General features: G+C 60.8%; 15 protein-coding genes. 5 read left to right on the top strand and 10 right to left on the bottom strand.

Annotated elements, in window-relative coordinates:
• Positions 1-19: 19 nt before the first annotated feature.
• The 7 genes from INS80_RS11790 to INS80_RS11820 are packed head-to-tail and all read right to left on the bottom strand — an operon-like array spanning position 20 to position 7,033.
• Complete coding sequence (locus tag INS80_RS11790; protein WP_192965828.1) at positions 20-946, bottom strand: 2-hydroxyacid dehydrogenase; 927 nt, start codon at positions 944-946, stop codon at positions 20-22.
• Positions 943-1,353, bottom strand: a complete 411-nt coding sequence (locus INS80_RS11795) for a VOC family protein (protein WP_192965829.1) — start codon at positions 1,351-1,353, stop codon at positions 943-945. The genes INS80_RS11790 and INS80_RS11795 overlap by 4 nt, the downstream gene beginning before the upstream one ends.
• Positions 1,354-1,383: 30 nt before the next feature.
• On the bottom strand, positions 1,384-2,523 hold the full coding sequence (rodA, locus tag INS80_RS11800) for a rod shape-determining protein RodA (protein WP_192965830.1): 1,140 nt from the start codon (positions 2,521-2,523) through the stop codon (positions 1,384-1,386).
• Positions 2,520-4,466 (bottom strand): penicillin-binding protein 2, encoded by a 1,947-nt coding sequence (gene mrdA / locus INS80_RS11805; protein ID WP_192965831.1) that lies wholly within the window; start codon positions 4,464-4,466, stop codon positions 2,520-2,522. Before mrdA ends, rodA begins: the two co-directional genes overlap by 4 nt.
• Positions 4,466-5,002 carry a rod shape-determining protein MreD gene (locus INS80_RS11810; RefSeq protein WP_192965832.1) on the bottom strand — a complete coding sequence of 179 codons (537 nt, stop codon included), beginning with the start codon at positions 5,000-5,002 and terminating at the stop codon, positions 4,466-4,468. The genes mrdA and INS80_RS11810 overlap by 1 nt, the downstream gene beginning before the upstream one ends.
• Positions 4,995-5,936, bottom strand: coding sequence for a rod shape-determining protein MreC (mreC, locus tag INS80_RS11815; RefSeq protein ID WP_192965833.1), 942 nt, complete (start codon positions 5,934-5,936; stop codon positions 4,995-4,997). Before mreC ends, INS80_RS11810 begins: the two co-directional genes overlap by 8 nt.
• A 50-nt stretch (positions 5,937-5,986) precedes the next feature.
• The gene (locus tag INS80_RS11820) at positions 5,987-7,033 is read right to left on the bottom strand and encodes a rod shape-determining protein (RefSeq protein ID WP_192965834.1); all 1,047 of its coding nucleotides are present in this window, start codon (positions 7,031-7,033) and stop codon (positions 5,987-5,989) included.
• Between the two features lie 216 nt (positions 7,034-7,249).
• Here INS80_RS11820 and INS80_RS11825 point away from each other — a divergent pair, with 216 nt between their 5' ends.
• Positions 7,250-8,044 (top strand): 23S rRNA (adenine(2030)-N(6))-methyltransferase RlmJ, encoded by a 795-nt coding sequence (locus INS80_RS11825; protein WP_192965835.1) that lies wholly within the window; start codon positions 7,250-7,252, stop codon positions 8,042-8,044.
• 122 nt (positions 8,045-8,166) lie between these two features.
• On the opposite strand, the gene INS80_RS11830 is transcribed toward INS80_RS11825, so the two are convergent.
• Positions 8,167-9,741: a 2-isopropylmalate synthase gene (locus INS80_RS11830; protein ID WP_192965836.1), complete on the bottom strand. Its 1,575-nt coding sequence runs from the start codon at positions 9,739-9,741 to the stop codon at positions 8,167-8,169.
• Between the two features lie 343 nt (positions 9,742-10,084).
• On the opposite strand from INS80_RS11830, the gene INS80_RS11835 reads away from it, so the two are divergent.
• Positions 10,085-11,611 (top strand): cryptochrome/photolyase family protein, encoded by a 1,527-nt coding sequence (locus tag INS80_RS11835; protein ID WP_192965837.1) that lies wholly within the window; start codon positions 10,085-10,087, stop codon positions 11,609-11,611.
• A 9-nt stretch (positions 11,612-11,620) separates the two neighbouring features.
• Here INS80_RS11835 and INS80_RS11840 read toward each other — a convergent pair whose 3' ends face one another.
• Positions 11,621-13,072: a 2-isopropylmalate synthase gene (locus INS80_RS11840; RefSeq protein ID WP_192965838.1), complete on the bottom strand. Its 1,452-nt coding sequence runs from the start codon at positions 13,070-13,072 to the stop codon at positions 11,621-11,623.
• Positions 13,073-13,282: 210 nt separating this feature from the next.
• Between INS80_RS11840 and INS80_RS11845 the strand changes: the two genes are divergently transcribed.
• Together INS80_RS11845 and INS80_RS11850 are read left to right on the top strand one after the other, a co-directional pair.
• Positions 13,283-14,941: an NAD+ synthase gene (locus INS80_RS11845; RefSeq protein ID WP_192965839.1), complete on the top strand. Its 1,659-nt coding sequence runs from the start codon at positions 13,283-13,285 to the stop codon at positions 14,939-14,941.
• A 99-nt stretch (positions 14,942-15,040) separates the two neighbouring features.
• Positions 15,041-16,417 carry an NAD(P)/FAD-dependent oxidoreductase gene (locus INS80_RS11850; protein ID WP_192965840.1) on the top strand — a complete coding sequence of 459 codons (1,377 nt, stop codon included), beginning with the start codon at positions 15,041-15,043 and terminating at the stop codon, positions 16,415-16,417.
• On the opposite strand, the gene INS80_RS11855 is transcribed toward INS80_RS11850, so the two are convergent.
• Positions 16,395-17,327, bottom strand: a complete 933-nt coding sequence (locus INS80_RS11855) for an MBL fold metallo-hydrolase (RefSeq protein WP_192965841.1) — start codon at positions 17,325-17,327, stop codon at positions 16,395-16,397. The genes INS80_RS11850 and INS80_RS11855 overlap by 23 nt on opposite strands.
• Positions 17,328-17,544: 217 nt before the next feature.
• Between INS80_RS11855 and gltX the strand changes: the two genes are divergently transcribed.
• Positions 17,545-18,870: a glutamate--tRNA ligase gene (gene gltX, locus INS80_RS11860; RefSeq protein ID WP_192965842.1), complete on the top strand. Its 1,326-nt coding sequence runs from the start codon at positions 17,545-17,547 to the stop codon at positions 18,868-18,870.
• Positions 18,871-18,905 lie beyond the last annotated feature (35 nt).

Consider the following 18,905-nt stretch of genomic DNA (forward strand, 5'->3'; position numbering starts at 1 on the left):
GTCCCCGGCGAAAACTCGTTCAGTAGCCGAGGTCGCGGTTAACCAGATGCAGGAAGGGTTGACCTGTCTCACCGCGCCGGATGTTTTCGGCGATTACTTCGGAGGCCGTGCTGGCGCGGGTTTCTGCGGCGATATGCGGCGTGACCGTTACATTCGGATGCGCCCAGTAGGGATCCTCAAGGGGCAAGGGTTCCAGGCGGAAGACATCCAGCGTGGCATGGCCTACTTGGCCTGTGTCGAGCGCGGCCAATAGGGCGGCATCGTCGATCAGCGGGCCACGGCCCGGATTGATAATCCGCGCGCCCTTGGACAGCAGGGAGAGGGTCTCTGCATTCAGGATATTCGTGGTCGCGGGCGTATCCGGCAAGAGAAGCACCACGATCTCTGCCGTCGACAGCGCCTGTTTCAGCCCCTCGTCGCCGTGCAGGCAGGTGACCCCATCTATCTCCTTGGGGGAACGCGACCAGCCAGTGACCGGAAATCCGATGCGCGCAAGGCTTTGCGCACAGGCGCTCCCCAAGGCGCCAAGGCCCAGAAGGGTCACCGGGCGTTCAAAGGCCAGTGGCGGCACCACCGGTTCCCACCTGTCCTGCACTGTGATAGAGCGGTCGATGTCGAGATGATAGCGCATCACATGGCCGGTGACCCACTCCACCATGCCCGCCGTTAGGCCCGGATCCACCATCCGGCAGAGCGGCATGGTCAGTGTCTGATTGCCGACGATCTTTTCAACCCCGGCCCATAGGTTCAGCACCGCCTTGCAGCGGGTGTAGGGTGTGAAGTCCTGAAGGTCGGAATTGGGCGCATAGACCACGTAATCCACCTGATCGGGGGCGTGATCCAGGCGCAAGTCCACCTCCAGCCCGGCCTTGTTGAAGGCGGTCTTCAGCGGCTCGCGGTAAGTCTCCCAGCGGGCGGGAAGGGCGGCGAATTGCACGTTGATCATGTGGCAAAGACTCCGGCCATATCGGCAAAGCCCTTGATCTCGATCGGGTTGCCCGCGGGATCATGGAAGAACATGGTGCTTTGCTCGCCTGGCTGCCCTTCAAAGCGGGTGGTCGGGGCGATGGTGAACTCTATGCCCTCTGCCACGAGCCGATCCGCCAGCGCGCGCCATTCGTCCTGTGGCAGGATCACGCCAAGATGGGGCATCGGTACCATGTGCTCGCCGACCTTGCCGGTGTTCGCAGTGGCAAAGACCGGGCCCAGATGGAGTGAAATCTGATGCCCGAAGAAGTTGAAATCGACCCAGGTCTCTGTGCTGCGCCCTTCCTGACATCCCAAAAGGGTGCCGTAAAAGGCGCGGGCGCGCGCCAAGTCGTCAACGTGATAGGCGAGATGGAAGATGCTCATGAAGAAAAGTCCTGTGGTTTGGAATGGCGCTTAGCGAGGACGGTGAATATTGGCACTTTGTACGAGGCCAAAGGCGGCCAGCAGCACCAGCATGGCCGACCCCCCGTAAGACACCAAGGGCAAGGGAACGCCTACGACCGGTGCCAGTCCCATGACCATCGACATGTTCACAGCAAAGAATAGGAAGAAGGTGATCGCGATACCCAAGGTGACAAGCGAAGAGAAGCGATCCCGCGCCGCGAGGGCGGTTGCGACGCAGAAGACGATGATCAGCACGTAGATGCCGAGAAGGGTAAACCCGCCGATGAAACCGAACTCTTCGGCCAGGGTGGTGAAGATGAAATCGGTGTGCTTTTCCGGCAGAAAGTTCAGCCGCGATTGCGTGCCTTGCATGAAACCCCGCCCGGACCATCCGCCGGACCCCAGCGCAATCTTGGACTGAGTGATGTGATAGCCCGCTCCAAGAGGGTCCTGCGACGGGTCGAGGAACGTATCAATGCGCCGGAATTGATAGTCCTTGATCAGCTGCCATTCTGTTCCGCGGCTTTGAAACACTGCTGTGACCAGGCCCACTCCGGCTGCGATAACGGCTGCAAAATAGGCCCAGTGCACTCCGGCCAGGAACATGACACCTCCGCCGGCTGCCATGAGCAGGATCGATGTGCCAAGGTCCGGCTGCTTGAGGACCAGAAAGGTCGGGATCAGGATCATGAGGACCGGCACCAGAACCCAGAATGGGCGGGAAGTTCGTTCCGCCGGAAGCCAGTCGTAATAGGCGGCAAGCAGCATCACCAGAGTGATTTTCATCAGCTCAGAGGGTTGCAGGCGCATAAAGCCCAGGTCAATCCAACGCTGCGCGCCCATGCCGACGGTACCGAAGAATTCGACCGCGAGCAGCAGTACGAGAGACACCAGATAGGCGAGCGCTGATATGTTGCGCCAGAACCAGATCGGTACCATGGCCACGACGATCATCACGGCCATACCAAGGGCGAAACGTTTCGCTTGCGGCTCGGCCCAGGGTGAGAAAGACCCGCCAGCCACCGAATAGAGCATCAGGAAACCCACGCCCGCGACCGAAGCCAAGAGCAGCGTCAGCGGCCAATTGAGATAGATAATCTTGCGCAGACCCGTTGGGACCGATTTGGCGTGATGTTCAAGATAGCTCATGCCCGGTCACTGCCTCCGGCCTCTTCGCGCTTGATCCGCTCGCGCTCGAGCCGCTCCTGCTGAGCTTTGATGCGGCTGCGGTCGCCTTTCGGGTACGCCTCAAGTGGCGGTGTGCCGCCATAGAGCGCCTGCAAAAGCACATCGCGGGCAATTGGCGCTGCGGCTTTGGAGCCTCCGCCGCCATGTTCGACCACGACGGAAACCGCATAGCGCGGATTGTCATAGGGCGCGTAACAGACGTAAAGCGCGTGGTCGCGCCGCTCCCAAGGTAGGTCTTCATTGCGAATGACGCCTGCTGCACGTTCGGCGGCGGTGATGTTACGAACCTGGCTCGTACCGCTTTTCCCAGCCATGCGCATGTCTTCAGCGATGATGCGTGAGCGATAGCCGGTGCCGCGCCGGTCGTTGCTTACTGAGAACATGCCGCGCCTGACCGTGCGCAAGTTGTTTTCGTTCAGACCGAGTGGTTCGGCTTCCGAGTTCGGTTGTTCCACGCCGTCGATGGATTTCAAAAGCCGTGGTGCAATGCTGCGTCCCGAGGCAATCCGGGCGGTCATGACGGCCAGCTGCATGGGGGAGGCGAGCATGTATCCCTGGCCGATTGAGGCGTTCGCCGTATCCCCGATCAGCCAATCCTGACCGTGGACGCGCTGTTTCCACTCGCGATTTGGCGCGAGTCCGCTGGCCACGGCCGACATCGGCAGATCGTGGCGCACTCCAAGGCCAAGCCGGTTTGCCATGTCAGAAATCTTGTCGATCCCTACCTTGAGGGCGAGGTCGTAATAGTAAACGTCGCAGGATTGCTTGAGGGATGTATTGAGGTCGACGTGTCCGTGACCGGCGCGTTTCCAGCAGTGGAACCGGCGGCCCGAGACTTCTAGGTAGCCCGGGCAGTAGACTGTCTCATCGGGGCCGATCAGCCCTTCTTCAAGTGCAGCCAGCGCCGTGACCATCTTGAAAGTGGAGCCGGGCGGGTAGGTGCCTTGAACGGCCTTGTTGGCAAGCGGGCGATAGGGATCTTCGGTCAGCATGCGGTAATCGGCAACTGAGATCCCGCGTACGAACAGGTTTGGGTCGAAACTGGGGGACGAGGCAATGGCATGGATATCGCCATCCTCGCAGTCGATGATCACGGCAGCTGCGCTTTCCGTGCCCAGACGGGCTTGAACATAGCTTTGCAACTCGGCATTCACAGTTAGTTGCATGTCCGCGCCCGGCTCGCCCTCGCGCCTGTCAAGCTCGCGCATGACGCGGCCCATGGCATTGACTTCGACCCTTTTGGCGCCGGCCTTGCCGCGCAAAGCATCCTCACGCTTGGCTTCGAACCCCACCTTGCCGATCTGAAAACGCGGGATGCGTAGGATGGGCTCGGGCGACTCCATCTTGCTCAGATCGTAATCAGAAACCGGACCAACATATCCGACAACGTGGGCAAAGGCGCTTTGCTGCGGATAGACACGGGTCAGGCCCACCTCAGGTGTGATCCCGGGCAGAGCGGGGGCGTTGACCGCGACCTTGGAGATGTCTTCCCAGCCGATCTGATCGGCAAGGGTGACGGGCAGAAAGGGCGGCGAGCGGCGCATCTCGGTGAGGGCGCGCTCCACGTCTTCGGGCGCAAGGGGGATTAGGCGCGACAGCTTTGCGATGACCTGTCCGACATCACCTGCATCCTCTGGCACGATGGTGATCCGGTAAGAGGGGGAGTTCTGTGCCAATGTAATGCCGTTGCGGTCGAATATCTCGCCACGCGCCGGGGGAAGCAGGCGAATATTGATTCGGTTTTCCTCGGCCAGCAGGCGGAACTGATCGGCCTGATCCACCTGCAGATAGCGCATGCGGGCGGCCAGACCACCGACAAAGGCCAGTTGCATCCCACCCAGAAGCAGAGCCCTGCGTGTCAGTTTGCGGTGGGTGAACTCAAGTTCCTTTGGATTGCGTCTCATCAGCGGCTTCCCAGGACTTCGGCCTCGGCCGGTGACAGTTTGCGCACCCCGAGCAGGGTCTGGCTGAATACCACTACCAGAGGGTAGGCCGCGATGGTCAACACGGCCTGCATCAGCGTCAGACCCAAAGGCGCCTGAGCCACCGCCAGCACAGCAAGAATCGACCGGTTCAGTACGACGATACCGCAGATCACAACGGCCACCGCCAGCCATTCGGCGGCAAAGGCTGTTTCGCGGTGAGGCATCACACGCGATTTCAGGAATTCGCAGCCGAGCACCACCAACATCGCAAAGAGGCCCGGCGGACGTTGAAACATCATGTCTGCTACCAGCATGGTTGCGCCTATGAGGATCGTCGGCACGAAATCCGGACGCCGCAAGGACCAAGCCAAAGCCAAAGCGAGCAACAGATCCGGCGGCGCCCATCTGCTGGGCAGAGTATCCAGCGGCAGGAGGTGAAAAAAGATCAGGACTAGCGCTAGCGCCGGGAAGGCCATCCGCATCATCCATATACGGCCCGGAGAGGTATTAGCCATTGCCGCCCTCACCAGATCTGGAAAGGGATTGTGGTCCTAGGCTGTCGGGGCGCCGTGGCGGAATGGTGGCATCCGGGGACGGAACGACCAGCGCGCCAGGTTCCTTTATCGCCTCGGCCCCTTGATGGCGCAGGACCCGCAGGAATTCGAGCCGTTCGTAGTCGGCGGACAGGCGGACACGTTTGCGCCCGGCGCGGTCCTCTGCCACCTGGCCGATCAGCAGGCCGGGTGGAAAGACCGCTCCGTCGCCGGAGGTAATGACCCGGTCACCCGGCCGGATCATGTCGGGGCTTTCGAGAAAGTCCAAAACGGGTGCAGCTGTATTGTCGCCTGTCACCAGTGCAGTCTGGCCCGAAGGCTGGATAACGGCGGGCACGGCGCTGGCTGCATCGGTTAGAAGGATCACGCGGGATGTATCCTGCCCCGTCCCGGATATGCGTCCCACAAGGCCGATTCCATCCATGGCCGCCCATCCGTCCTGGATGCCGTCACGCGCACCGATGTTGAGGATCACCGATTGGCGGAAGGGCGAACCGCTATCGGCTAGGACAACGCCAGTGATATAGGTCAGCTTGGGATCAAGGCGCACATTGTTGAGATCCAGAAGGCGGGCGTTTTCCTGCTCTAGTTGCAGGGCAGCTTCTTTCCAGGCGCGCATCTGGCGCAATTCGGATCGCAGTTCGCGGTTCTGCTCTGCCAGCCGCTGATAGCTCTGGAAATCACGGAATAAGTTGATCGCCCCTGTGACAGGTGCCATGGCCCAATCCATACTTGGCACCACCGTATCTACGAGCTGCGCGCGGAAGCGTTCAACCCGCGGGCTGTCGATGCGCCAAATCAGAAAGATGGCGGCAAGACACAGGCAGACAAGCCCGATCAGCAGGCGTCGCAGCGGGGCTGAGTAGTCATCGCGCTGTGAGCGGTCTTTGGCCAAAGGCTTCCTTTCGGGCGCCTGCTCTCTTCAAGGGGAGAGGAAAAGGCGCCTTAGCTGTCGTAGTCAATCGCGTGGCGGAGCTGCTTTTCGAACTCCAGCGCCTTGCCGGTGCCAAGGGCCACGCAGTTGAGGCTTTCGTCTGCGATCGATACCGCAAGCCCTGTCTGTTCGCGCAATGCGAGGTCAAGATCACCCAGAAGAGCACCGCCACCGGTCAGCATAACACCGCGGTCAACGATATCGGCAGCCAGGTCCGGTGGGGTGGTTTCCAGCGCGGTCATCACCGAGTCGCAGATCTGCTGCACAGGTTCCGCCAAGGCCTCGGCTACCTGGGCCTGGCTGATTTCGATTTCCTTGGGCACACCGTTCAGAAGGTCGCGGCCCCGGATCTGCATGGACTGGCCCCGGCCATCATCGGGCATGCGAGCAGTGCCGATCGAGGTCTTGATGCGTTCGGCGGTGGATTCGCCGATCAGAAGGTTTTGTTGGCGGCGTAGGTAGGAAATGATCGCTTCGTCCATGCGGTCACCGCCCACGCGCACAGACCGCGCATAAACGATGTCACCCAGCGATAGAACTGCAACCTCGGTGGTGCCGCCGCCGATATCCACGACCATGTTACCGGTCGGATCAGTAATGGGCATGCCCGCGCCGATGGCCGCCGCGATGGGTTCGGCAATGAGGCCCGCGCGCCGCGCCCCGGCCGACAGAACCGATTGACGAATGGCACGCTTTTCCACAGGGGTTGCCCCGTGGGGCACACAGACGATGATCTTGGGTTTGGAGAAGGTCGACCGCTTATGCACCTTGCGGATGAAATGCTTGATCATTTCTTCGGCGGTGTCGAAGTCCGCAATCACGCCCTCACGCATCGGGCGGATGGCCTCAATCGAGCCGGGTGTACGGCCCAGCATCAGTTTGGCGTCTTCGCCCACGGCCAGAACCTTCTTGACGCCGTCCTTGACGTGGTAGGCTACCACCGACGGCTCGGACAGGATCACGCCGCGGCCTTTGACGTAGACCAGCGTGTTCGCAGTGCCGAGATCGATGGCCATGTCCGATGTGAACAGACCGCCTAGATTTCCAAAGAGCGCCATATAGAAGGGATCCTGTAAGTTCTGCCGTTTTGCCTGCGACTCTTCTGCCGCCACGCACTGTTGAACTTATAAGCAGCGCAGCGTCGCCGCGAAAGGGCCGAATGCGCACAACTAGCGCCTTTCCGCCTGTGAAACATGGGCTTTGCCCAGGGGTTCGGCGCTGGATGCGTTGTGATTTGTCTTTCTCTGGGTTTCGAATGAGGCTACTGGCATTTCATGCTGTCATATCAACATATCTATCACGCCGGAAACCTGGCTGACGTTCAGAAGCACGCGCTGCTGGCCTGGATGCTGGCCTATCTAACGCGCAAGGACAAACCACTGAGTTATGTCGAAACCCACGCGGGGCGCGGCCTTTATGAACTTCAGGCGCCCGAGGCGTTGAAGACCGGGGAAGCCGCGGCGGGGATCTTCCGTGTGTTGGGTGGCGAGGCGTTGGCCGAGGATCACCCCCTGAGCCGGGCTATTTCCGAATGCCGCGCGCGGTTTGGCGCCACAAGCTATCCCGGATCGCCCCTGGTGGCCGCCGCACTGTTGCGGGAGATGGACAGCCTCCATTTTGCCGAGCTGCACCCTCAGGAATGTGCCGCCCTTCGGCAGGCGCTGAGGCCCTGGCGGGCAAAGGTGCATCAGCAGGATGGGTTTGAGCTGGCCCTGTCTCTGGCCCCGCCGACGCCGCGCCGGGGGCTGCTGCTGATTGACCCTTCATACGAGGTGAAAGCCGATTATGCCCGCATTCCCGGCATTATCGGCAAGCTGCATCGCAAGTGGAACGTCGGTGTGATTGCGCTGTGGTATCCGATCCTGACCGATGGCGCGCATGAGAAGATGCTGGCCACCCTGGAGGCGCAGAATCTGCCCGGCATGTTGCGCCACGAGGTGCGTTTCCCGCCTGCCCGCGAGGGGCACCGGATGGTTGGGTCGGGGATGTTCGTGGTGAACGCGCCTTTTGGCGCCGAAGAGGAAGTCGCGCGCATCAGCGCACTATTCGAAGAGCTGAACCGGGGGTAATCTTGGAGGCTGGGCGAGGCTGGCGGGGCACTCCCGCCCCCTTTGCCGACCATCGAAGATGATCGAAAAGGCGTTGGGCCCGGCGCCGCGCCTTGCGGCACGGCGCCGGATCGTTTTGGCGCCTAGGTTGCGTCCTTGTAGGAAATTTCGCGCGCGTCGGCGCCTTCGCCGACCTTGCCGCGGCGCACAATCAGACGGTTCAAGGCATTGATATAGGCCTTGGCCGAGGCAACGACTGTATCCGTGTTGGCCGATTGACCTGTGGCGATATTTCCGTCTTCCTCAAGCCGCACGGAGACCGTGGCCTGGGCATCGGTGCCTTCGGTCACAGCATGCACCTGGTAGAGCTGCAGATGAGCCGAGTTCGGGTAGAGCTTGCGCACAGCCTTGAAGGTCGCATCGACCGGCCCATCGCCCTCGGCTGTGGCGCTGACGTCCTTGCCGTCGATCTCCATCTCCAGAGTGGCTTCGGCAGGGCCGCCAGTGCCGCAAACGACTTTCATGGACACAAGCTGAAGATAGTCGTTCTCGGCATCCTCGCCCGAGCGCATCAGCGCCACGATATCGTCGTCAAAGACCTCTTTCTTGCGGTCGGCAAGCTCTTTGAAGCGCACAAAGATGTCTTTCAGCTGGTTGTCACCCACCTCGTAGCCCAGCTGGCCCAGTTTGTCGCGCAGCGCGGCGCGGCCTGAGTGTTTGCCCAGCGGCAAAGATGTGCCTGAGAGCCCCACGTCTTCGGGGCGCATGATCTCGAAGGTTTCCTTGTTCTTCAGCATGCCATCCTGGTGAATGCCGCTTTCATGGGCAAAGGCGTTCTTGCCGACGATGGCCTTGTTGAATTGAACCGGGAAGCCCGACACTGTCGAGACCCGGCGGGAGATATGCATGATCTTGGTGGTATCGACATTGGTGTGCCAGGGCATGATGTCGTTGCGCACCTTGAGGGCCATCACGACCTCTTCCAGAGCTGTATTACCAGCGCGTTCCCCAAGCCCGTTGATGGTACATTCGATCTGACGTGCGCCGCCCTCCACGGCTGCCAGGGCGTTGGCGGTCGCCATGCCAAGGTCATTGTGGCAGTGGGTCGCAAAGATCACCTCATCAGCACCAGGAACGGTTTCGATCAGACGGCGGATCAGATCGGCGCTTTCCAGCGGTGCGGTGTAGCCGACGGTATCGGGGATGTTGATGGTGGTGGCGCCGGCCTTGATGGCGATCTCGATCACCCGGCAGAGATAGTCCCATTCGGTGCGGGTGGCATCCATCGGCGACCATTGCACGTCCTCGACCAGATTGCGGGCATGGGTGACCGTGTCGTGGATACGCTCGGCCATCTCGTCCATGGTGAGGTTCGGGATGGCGCGGTGCAGCGGTGAGGTGCCGATGAAGGTGTGAATGCGGGGCTTTGCGGCTTTGCGCACGGCCTCGGCGCAGCGGTCGATGTCCTTGAAATTAGCGCGCGCCAGCCCGCAGATCACGGAATTCTGCGAGCGTTCTGCAATCTCGCTGACGGCCTTGAAATCGCCTTCGGAGGCGATGGGGAACCCGGCTTCGATAATGTCGACGCCCATCTCATCCAAAAGCCCGGCAATCTCGAGCTTTTCATCATGGGTCATGGTGGCGCCGGGGCTTTGCTCGCCATCGCGCAGGGTGGTGTCAAAGATCAATACGCGATCTTTCTCGAGTGTATTCGTCATGTCGGTAGCTTTCTTGAAACTCTGTCCTGGATCCATTCGATTGGCGCGCAAACCTCCTCCTCTGAGCGGGCGCGCCGAATGGCACGCTCAGAGGCGGGTTAGGATCAGTAGGTCGCGCAGAGCCGCACCGCAAATGGCGGTGGCCGGGGCATGGATATGTGCGCGAGCTGTCATGGGGGCACCTTATACAGAGCGCGCGGCGAATGGAAAGGGCGAAAATAGCTCAGCAATATTGACCCTTTAGGGTGAAGGCTGGGCAACCGAGCCGCCAAGGTGCCTCGCGCGTTTGATCTGCAGCGAAACGCACCTAGCTCATGCGGGCGGCGACAGAAGGCAAACACCCATGGCACGGCTTGTTCTGGTTCTTGGCGATCAGTTGAGTGAGACGCTGTCCGCTTTGGCGGCAGGTAACAAGGCAAAGGATACGGTCGTGATGGCCGAGGTCGCCGAAGAGGGCACCTATGTGCGCCACCACCCCAAGAAGATCGCCCTCGTCCTTGCTGCGATGCGCAAGTTTGCGGGCCATTTGCGGGAGGAGGGGTGGGAGGTCGCCTACACGCGTCTTGAGGATGAGGACAACACCGGCACCATCGCTGATGAGCTGTTGCGGCGCGCGCAGCAGACCGGCGCGGAGGAAGTGATCGCCACCACGCCCGGTGAGTGGCGCTTGATCCGCGAGTTGCAGTCCCTGCCGCTGAAGGTCAGCCTAAAGCCGGACACGCGCTTCATTGCCTCCCGTGCCGATTTCACGGACTGGGCAGAGGGGCGCAAACAGTTGCGCATGGAATATTTCTACCGGGAGATGCGGCGCAAGACCGGGCTGCTGATGGAGGGGGGCAAACCTGCGGCGGGCAAATGGAACTTTGATCACGACAATCGCAAGGCGCCGCCTAAGGAGATTACTTGCGCTGGCCCGATGCAGTTCACCCCGGATGCAGAAACTGACGAGGTTTTGGACCTGGTTGAGGAGCGATTTGGTGATCACTTCGGGGAATTGCGCCCGTTTCATTTCGCAGTTACGCGCAGCGATGCCCTTCGGGCACTTGAACAATTCATCCGCGAAGGGCTGCCGCTCTTCGGGGATTATCAGGACGCCATGCTGCGTGGCGAGAAATGGCTCTATCATTCGGTGCTGTCGCCCTATCTGAACATCGGTCTTCTGGAGCCTCTGGAGGTTTGCCGCGCCGCCGAGGAGGCCTGGAAGGCGGGGGATGTGCCGATCAACGCCGCCGAAGGCTTCATTCGACAGATCCTTGGCTGGCGGGAGTTCGTGCGGGGCATCTATTTCCTGGAAGGAGAAGACTACCCCAGCCGCAATGCCCTGGAGCACAGCCGTGCGTTGCCGCCGCTGTACTGGGGCGCTGAGACAGGGATGCGCTGCCTGTCCGAGGCCATCGCCCAAACGCAGGAAGAGGCATACGCCCACCACATTCAGCGCCTGATGGTCACCGGGAATTTCGCGCTTCTGGCGGGGATCAATCCGACCGAGGTGCATGAATGGTATCTGGCGGTTTATGCCGATGCATTCGAATGGGTGGAGGCGCCCAATACCGTCGGCATGAGCCAGTTTGCCGATGGCGGCATCGTGGGTTCCAAACCCTATGTCTCAAGCGGGGCCTACATCAACCGCATGTCCGACTACTGCAAAAGCTGCGCCTACAAGGTCAGTCAGAAGGTGGGGGAGGGGGCTTGCCCTTTCAATCTGCTCTATTGGCACTTTCTGGTCCGTCACCGGGAGCGGTTCGCCAGCAATCCGCGTATGGGCAATATGTACCGCACTTGGGACCGAATGGCAGAAGACAGGCGGGCACAGGTCATTTCCGAGGCGGAAGAGTTCCTTGCCCGCATGGATGCAGGCGACCGGGTTTAAGCGAAAAGGCTAGTTGTTGTCCGCGGGCTGGTCAGCCTGTTCTTCGCCGGAGTTTTCCGTGACCAGTGCACCGTTTTCCCAGGCGCCGCTGGTCTCCTGGCCCGTGGCATAGCGCATCAGGCCGGGGCCTTGCCGCTTGCCGTTGACAAAGCTGCCCTCGTAGACGTCGCCATTGGCATAGGTGGCCACGCCCTGGCCGGTGATCTTGCCTTCCTGCCAGTCGCCTTCATAGACAAATCCGCCGGGCATTTCGATCCTGCCCTTGCCGTGGCGCTGGCTATTGGCGAATTCCCCGGTATAGATGGATCCATCTGCATAGGTCACTCTGGCCTGTCCATGTCGCTGGCCATCCTGCCAATCGCCATCGTAGCGATAGCCGCTTTCATAGGTCATCACACCCTGGCCATGGTTGCGGGCGTTCTTGAAGCTTCCGGTGTAGACAACGCCGTTTGGGTAGGTGGCCACGCCTTGTCCTTCGATCACGCCAGCGATCCAGTCGCCCTCATAGGTCGATCCATCTGGGTAGGTGATCTTGCCAAGCCCTTCGGCCAGATCGTCCCGGAACTGCCCTTCGTAAACGGATCCGTCGGGGTAGGTGACCTTGCCCACGCCCTCGATCTGGCCTGCAAGCCAGTCGCCCTCGTAAACATATCCATCTGTCTTGGTGAATGTTCCGGTGCCATGGCGCAGGTCGTCCTTGAAGTCGCCCACGTAGATGTCGCCGTTCGCGTGCACCTGTCGGCCGACACCTTGGCGGCGACCGTTTTCAAGAGGGCCTTCGTAAATATCGCCATTGGGTTGGGTCAGTTTGCCCTGGCCGTGCATCTGATTGTTGGCCCATTCGCCGGTGTAAACCAGCCCATCCGGCATGATCAGAGTGCCGTTGCCATGAAGCTGGCCATCCAGGATTCCGCCCTCATAGGTCGCACCATCGGGATAGGTGATCTTGCCTTCTCCCTCTTTGCGCCCTTCGATCCAGTCACCGGCATATTCATAGCCACCCGGGTTTTGCATGACGCCCTTGCCATGGTGCTCACCATTCACAAAATCGCCCTCATAGCGGGCACCGTTGGCATAGACTGCAACGCCTTTGCCGTTGATCAGCCCGTCGGACCATTCGCCTTCGTAGGTGCCGCCATCGGCAAAGGTAATCTTTCCGAGCCCTTCAGGTTTTCCCTTCGCGAACTCACCCTCATAAACCGCGCCATTGGGATAGCGCGCGACGCCCTGGCCGCGGATTTCTCCATCAACCCATTCGCCTGAGTATTCGTAGCCACTGGGCAGTTTGTAGGTGCCGATCCCGTGCTGCAGGCCGCCACGAAAGGTCCCCTCATAGACGCCGCCAATCTCGTCCTGAGTGGTCATGACCTGGTTGTCCTGCGCCCTGACCGGACTGACCAGCCCCGGCGAAATCAATGCTAAAGACGTCGAAAAAACGAGTGCGGTGCCGAAACGGGTCATCAAACTTGTGCCTGCCCTTTGGTTCTGCCCCGATTACAGGTGGCGGGGCGCGGTGTCAGTCGACGCGGAGCGTCTGCTATCTTAGCATCTGTGCTTGGAAACTATGCGACACTCCGCCCTGTCGCAATGTCTTTTGCTCGGGCCACTCTTTCCCTTGGCTCCGGATCTGATAAACGGCTTGTAACAGATTTTGCGAAGGGCGCGATCAACATGGCAGACCGGTTCCGTATCACTCTGGCGCAGTTGAACCCCACGGTGGGCGACATTCCGGGCAATGCGGCCAAGGCTCGCGAGGCTTGGGAAGAGGGGCGCAAAGCCGGTGCGCAACTGGTGGCCCTGCCGGAGATGTTCCTCACGGGGTACAACACCCAGGATCTGGTGATGAAGCCCGCCTTTCATCGCGCCGCCATGGCGGCTGCGGAACAGCTGGCGGTGGACTGTGCTGATGGTCCGGCGCTGGCGGTGGGGGCGCCCTGGGCCGAAGATGGCAAGCTCTACAACGCCTATCTGATCCTGAAAGAGGGGCGGATCGCTTCGCGCATCCTGAAGCACCACCTGCCGAATGAAACCGTCTTTGACGAGGTGCGCGTCTTTGATGCCGGGCCGCTGGGCGGGCCTTATGCGATTGGTGACACCCGCATCGGAAGCCCGGTCTGCGAGGACGGCTGGCATGAGGATGTCGCGGAAACTCTGGCCGAAACCGGCGCCGAGTTCCTGCTGATCCCCAATGGCTCGCCCTATTTCCGCGGCAAGATGGATGTGCGCTACAATATGATGGTGGCGCGCTGCATCGAGACCGAACTGCCGGTGATATACCTCAATATGGTCGGCGGGCAGGACGATCAGGTTTTTGATGGGGGCAGTTTCGTATTGAACCCTGGCGGTGCTCTGGTCGTGCAGATGCCGCTTTTCGACGAGGCGATCACCCAGCTGGATCTGGAGCGCACATCCGAAGGCTGGCGCGCAGTGGAAGGTGAAAAGGCCCATCTGCCGGATGCGTGGGAGCAGGACTACCGCGCCATGGTCGAATCCTTGCGCGACTACATGCGCAAGACCGGGTTCAAGAAGGCTATGCTGGGGCTGTCTGGCGGGGTGGATTCAGCGATTGTTGCGACCATTGCCGTCGATGCCTTGGGAGCCGACAATGTACGCTGCGTTATGCTGCCTTCGGAATACACCAGCGCAGAATCCCTTGAGGATGCTGAAGCCGTCGCCAAGGCGCTGGGCGTGCGCTATGACTATGTGCCGATAAGCGAGGGGCGCGCGGCGATCACCAACACGCTCGCCCCTCTGTTCGAAGGGCGCGATGCGGATATCACAGAGGAAAACATCCAGTCCCGCCTGCGTGGCCTTCTGTTGATGGCAATGTCCAACAAGTTTGGCGAGATGCTGCTGACCACTGGCAACAAGTCCGAGGTCGCAGTGGGCTATGCCACCATCTATGGCGACATGAATGGCGGCTACAATCCGATCAAGGATCTCTACAAGACCCGTGTCTTTGAAACCTGCCGCTGGCGCAATGCCAATCACCGCCCGTGGATGATGGGGCCTGCGGGTGAAGTGATCCGCCCCAATGTAATCGATAAACCCCCGAGTGCCGAACTGCGTGAAGATCAAAAAGACAGCGACAGCTTGCCTGATTACCCCGAGCTGGATGCGCTGCTCACGATCCTCGTCGATGAAGAAGGCTCGATCGCCGATTGCGAGGCCGCCGGGTTTGACCGTGATGTTGCAAAGCGGGTGGAGCACTTGATTTATATTAGTGAATACAAACGCTTCCAGTCCGCTCCGGGAACGCGCCTGACACCTCGCGCCTTTTGGATGGATCGCCGTTACCCTATCGCGAACCGCTGGCGCGATCCCAGCTGACGGGTCGGCTGACGCCAAAAAACCACAGCTGAACCCCTGCGCGCGATAAGGCCATTTTGACCTATGGACCGCGCAGGTGCGGCGCGGCATTAACCTCTCATGCCTGGACCTAAGCTGCCCCATTTCCAAGCTGATCTTGCCCTGCCCAAACGTGTCGATGCGGTCGTCATCGGCGGGGGAATCATCGGCGCCACGACCGCTCTTGAACTCGCAGAGCGTGGTTATTCCGTTCTTTTGTGCGAAAAGGGCCAGATCGGCGCCGAGCAAAGCTCGCGTAACTGGGGCTGGGTGCGCATGTCACAGCGGGACCCGCGCGAGCTGCCGCTGATGGCCAAGGCGCATGAGATCTGGGAGGAGCTTGAGGCGCGTACCGGCCATCCCACCGGATACACCCGCGCGGGCATCCTTTTCACCGCCGAGACGGAGAAGGCCACGGCGGGCTTGGAAGCTTGGGCGCAGCATATGGCCCCCTTTGATGCGCCTGCGCAGATGGTGCGTGGAGAGCAGCTGGCCGAGTTAATGCCGAGACACCAGACCGGAACCATTGCCGCGCTTCATACGCCTTTGGATGGCCGGGCCGAGCCGCAACTGGCCACTCATGCGATTGCCAGCGCGGCGCGGGCCGCCGGTGCAAAGGTGATGACCGAATGCGCGGTGCGCAGTGTCGAGACCGAGGCCGGAAAGATCAGTGGCGTAATGACAGAACGCGGGCGGGTCGGGTGTTCCGCCGTTGTGGTTGCTGGCGGGGCCTGGTCGCGGCTTTTCCTTGGAAATGCTGGGATCTGGCTGCCGCAGATGAAGGTGTTGAACTCGGTTCTGCGGACATCGGCTGTGCAGGATGGCCCAGAGGTTGCCATGTGGGCTAAAGGCTTTGCCCTGCGCAAACGGGCGGACGGCGGCTATTCCATTGCCGATGGCACAGAGAACGTGGTGGACCTCGTTCCCGACAGCTTCCGTCTGGCAATTAGGTTCCTGCCTGCGTTTCTGGACGAGTGGCGCTCTCTGCGGTTCCGTCTGTCCGAGCGCTGGCGCATTGAGGCAGCGCAGAGCAGACGCTGGCAACCGGATCAGCACACTCCGTTCGAGGCTTGCCGTGTGCTGGATCCCGAGCCCTCGCAGAAGGCCATTCGCAACAGTTGGGGGGCGGCGCAGAAGGCATTTCCCATCCTGCAAGGCGCCGATGTTGTGCAAAGCTGGGGCGGCATGATCGACGTAACACCCGATGCCATCCCTGTGATTTCGCAGGTAGATGACCTGCCGGGCCTGTTCGTCTCTACGGGGTATTCCGGTCATGGCTTTGGCATCGGCCCCGCAGCCGGTCGGCTCACGGCGGATCTTGTCACCGGCGATGCGCCGATTGTCGATCCGCGTCCCTTTGCGCTGGACCGTTTCACAAAAAAGGCGCGGGCGGTGAAGCCCACGCCTGAGAGCGTCAATGCAGCCAAGGTGCCTCTTAGCCCATCATCTGATAGCTGACTGGGACAAAGCGGTAGCCTTCGCCGCGTGTCTCGACAAAACCGGCTGCCGGGAAGGGCATGTGGTAGCCGATCATCGGCGTACGGCTTGCGGCCAGCATATCCATAACGCGACGACGCGATGCTGTGGCAGCCTCTTTGTCCATGTCAAAGCGCACTTCCCATTCGGGATGCGCAAAGGACCAGACGTAGTGGTTGGCCAGATCCGCCGTCAACACCAGCTGCTGCCCGCCGCTGTCGAGCATGTAGGTCATGTGTCCGGGGGTATGGCCAAAGGCGGCCATGGCGGAAATGCCCGACGCAACCTCGCCGCCATCTTCGATAAATGACATTTTCTCGGCCATGGGGGTCACTTTCTGCGCCACCAGATCGCCAACCCGGTTTCCGGCCTCCATCTTGGACCAGAAGTCATATTCGGCGCGCCCCGTCACGTAGCGTGCATTGGCAAAGGTCGCCGCGCCATCGGTGGTCATGCCGCCAATATGGTCAGGGTGCATGTGAGTAAGAACAACCACGTCGATCTGATCGGGGGTCACACCGGCCTCAGCCAGCGCCTTCTGGATGCCGCCCTGTCCAAGACCGGTGTCAAACAGTACCTTTTCGCTGCCGGTATCGACCAGCGTTGGCGTAAAGAAGAACTGCGCCATGTCCGCAGGAATGAAGTTCTGAGCGGAGACCTCGGCAAATTCCTCGTCCGTTGCACCGCCGCCAAAGATCTCTTTCGCGCCGTCTCGCGGCAGGCTGCCATCCAGCAGGGTGGTCACGGTGAAATCACCAAGCTTGAAACTGCGGGTGTGGCTTGCGGGGGCTTTTGCGGCATGCCCGTCTGCCAGCGCAGGCGCGGCGGAGGCGGCGAGTGGCAAGGCTGCAGCCCCGGTCAGGGCTGCGCGTCTGGATAGTCTGATGGTCATTTCTGTGTCTCCTCTCTGTCTGCAGTGATCAATAATTTGCTTGTTTGTCTTGGCGCTCAGATAGGGCGTCCCGCGGTGTTGCAAGTAAAAGGAGGGTTTCGATCACGAAAACGTGAGGCGAGGTCCCGGTCTTGTGGTCAGAGGTTGAGCGGTATGGCTTGGAAATCTGGACAAAACGGCTCTTGTGTGAGAAGGGCAGGGCAACAGGAGACCATTCATGACCACCACCCGTTTTGCTCCCTCGCCCACTGGTTACATCCACGTTGGCAACCTGCGCACCGCGCTGATGAATTACCTGATCGCCCGCAAGGCAGGCGGCACCTTCATTCTGCGTATCGATGATACCGATCCTGAGCGGTCGAAGGAAGAATATGTCGATGCGATCAAGCAGGATCTGGAGTGGCTGGGGTTGCAGTGGGACCGGGTAGAGCGCCAGTCGGAACGGCTGGATCGCTATCACGCGGCCGCCGACAAGCTGCGCGGGATCGGGCGGTTCTACGAAGCCTTTGAAACGCCCACCGAACTGGACCTCAAACGCAAGAAACAGCTGAATATGGGCAAGCCGCCGGTCTATGACCGGGCCGCTTTGGATCTGTCCGATGATCAGAAGGCGGCCTTGCGCGCCGAGCGCGGCGATGGGGTGTGGCGCTTCAAGTTGGATCACGAACGCATCGAATGGGCCGATGGCATCCTTGGGGATATCTCGATTGATGCGGCCTCCGTGTCGGACCCGGTGCTGATCCGGGGCGATGGGCAGTTCCTCTACACGCTGGCCTCGGTTGTCGATGACACGGAATTTGGCGTCACACATGTGGTGCGCGGATCGGACCATGTGACAAATACCGCGACCCAGATCCAGATCATTGAGGCGCTTGGTGGGTCGGTCCCCGACTTCGCCCACCATTCCCTGCTGACGGGCCCTCAGGGCGAGGCTCTGTCCAAGCGCCTTGGTACGCTTGCGTTGCGCGATCTTCGGGAACAGGGCGTGCAGCCGATGGCGCTGCTTAGTCTGATGGCGCGTCTTGGCTCGTCCGATCCGGTTGAGCTGCGCTCTGACATGGGGGAGCTGATTGAGGGCTTTGACATCGGTCGCTTCGGCGCGGCGCCGACGAAGTTTGATGTGCAGGATCTGTTCCCGCTGACCGGCCGCTACCTGCAGACATTGCCGCTCGAGGCGGTGCAGGCGCAGGTCGAGGACCTGGGCGTTCCGGCGGACAAGCAGGCGGCATTCTGGAATGTGGCCAAGGAAAACATCACCACGCTCAAAGATCTTGAGGGCTGGTGGGCGCTGTGCCGGGATGGGGCTGAGCCGCTGATCGCTGACGAGGACGGGGAGTTTATCGCCGAGGCAATGACAATGCTTCCCGATGGCCCATATGATGCGACGACCTGGGGCAGCTGGACTGCAGCCGTCAAAGAGGCCACGGGCCGCAAGGGAAAATCCCTGTTCATGCCGCTGCGCAAGGCTGTGACCGGCATGGAACGCGGTCCCGACATGAGCGCGCTTCTGGCTTTGATGGAAAAGGTCCGCGCTAAGGGCTGATACTGCAGGCCATCTTTCGACCAAGGCAGCATTCA

It is taken from the genome of Phycobacter azelaicus, assembly GCF_014884385.1.
Classification (GTDB): Bacteria; Pseudomonadota; Alphaproteobacteria; order Rhodobacterales; family Rhodobacteraceae; genus Phycobacter; species Phycobacter azelaicus.

Excerpts from the sequence above, each read along its gene's own strand:
- INS80_RS11790 (WP_192965828.1), bottom strand. The coding sequence starts at position 946 with ATGATCAACGTGCAATTCGCCGCCCTTCCCGCCCGCTGGGAGACTTAC.
- INS80_RS11795 (WP_192965829.1), bottom strand. The coding sequence starts at position 1,353 with ATGAGCATCTTCCATCTCGCCTATCACGTTGACGACTTGGCGCGCGCC.
- rodA (WP_192965830.1), bottom strand. The coding sequence starts at position 2,523 with ATGAGCTATCTTGAACATCACGCCAAATCGGTCCCAACGGGTCTGCGC.
- mrdA (WP_192965831.1), bottom strand. The coding sequence starts at position 4,466 with ATGAGACGCAATCCAAAGGAACTTGAGTTCACCCACCGCAAACTGACA.
- INS80_RS11810 (WP_192965832.1), bottom strand. The coding sequence starts at position 5,002 with ATGGCTAATACCTCTCCGGGCCGTATATGGATGATGCGGATGGCCTTC.
- INS80_RS11820 (WP_192965834.1), bottom strand. The coding sequence starts at position 7,033 with ATGGCGCTCTTTGGAAATCTAGGCGGTCTGTTCACATCGGACATGGCC.
- INS80_RS11825 (WP_192965835.1), top strand. The coding sequence starts at position 7,250 with ATGCTGTCATATCAACATATCTATCACGCCGGAAACCTGGCTGACGTT.
- INS80_RS11830 (WP_192965836.1), bottom strand. The coding sequence starts at position 9,741 with ATGACGAATACACTCGAGAAAGATCGCGTATTGATCTTTGACACCACC.
- INS80_RS11835 (WP_192965837.1), top strand. The coding sequence starts at position 10,085 with ATGGCACGGCTTGTTCTGGTTCTTGGCGATCAGTTGAGTGAGACGCTG.
- INS80_RS11840 (WP_192965838.1), bottom strand. The coding sequence starts at position 13,072 with ATGACCCGTTTCGGCACCGCACTCGTTTTTTCGACGTCTTTAGCATTG.
- INS80_RS11845 (WP_192965839.1), top strand. The coding sequence starts at position 13,283 with ATGGCAGACCGGTTCCGTATCACTCTGGCGCAGTTGAACCCCACGGTG.
- INS80_RS11850 (WP_192965840.1), top strand. The coding sequence starts at position 15,041 with ATGCCTGGACCTAAGCTGCCCCATTTCCAAGCTGATCTTGCCCTGCCC.
- INS80_RS11855 (WP_192965841.1), bottom strand. The coding sequence starts at position 17,327 with ATGACCATCAGACTATCCAGACGCGCAGCCCTGACCGGGGCTGCAGCC.
- gltX (WP_192965842.1), top strand. The coding sequence starts at position 17,545 with ATGACCACCACCCGTTTTGCTCCCTCGCCCACTGGTTACATCCACGTT.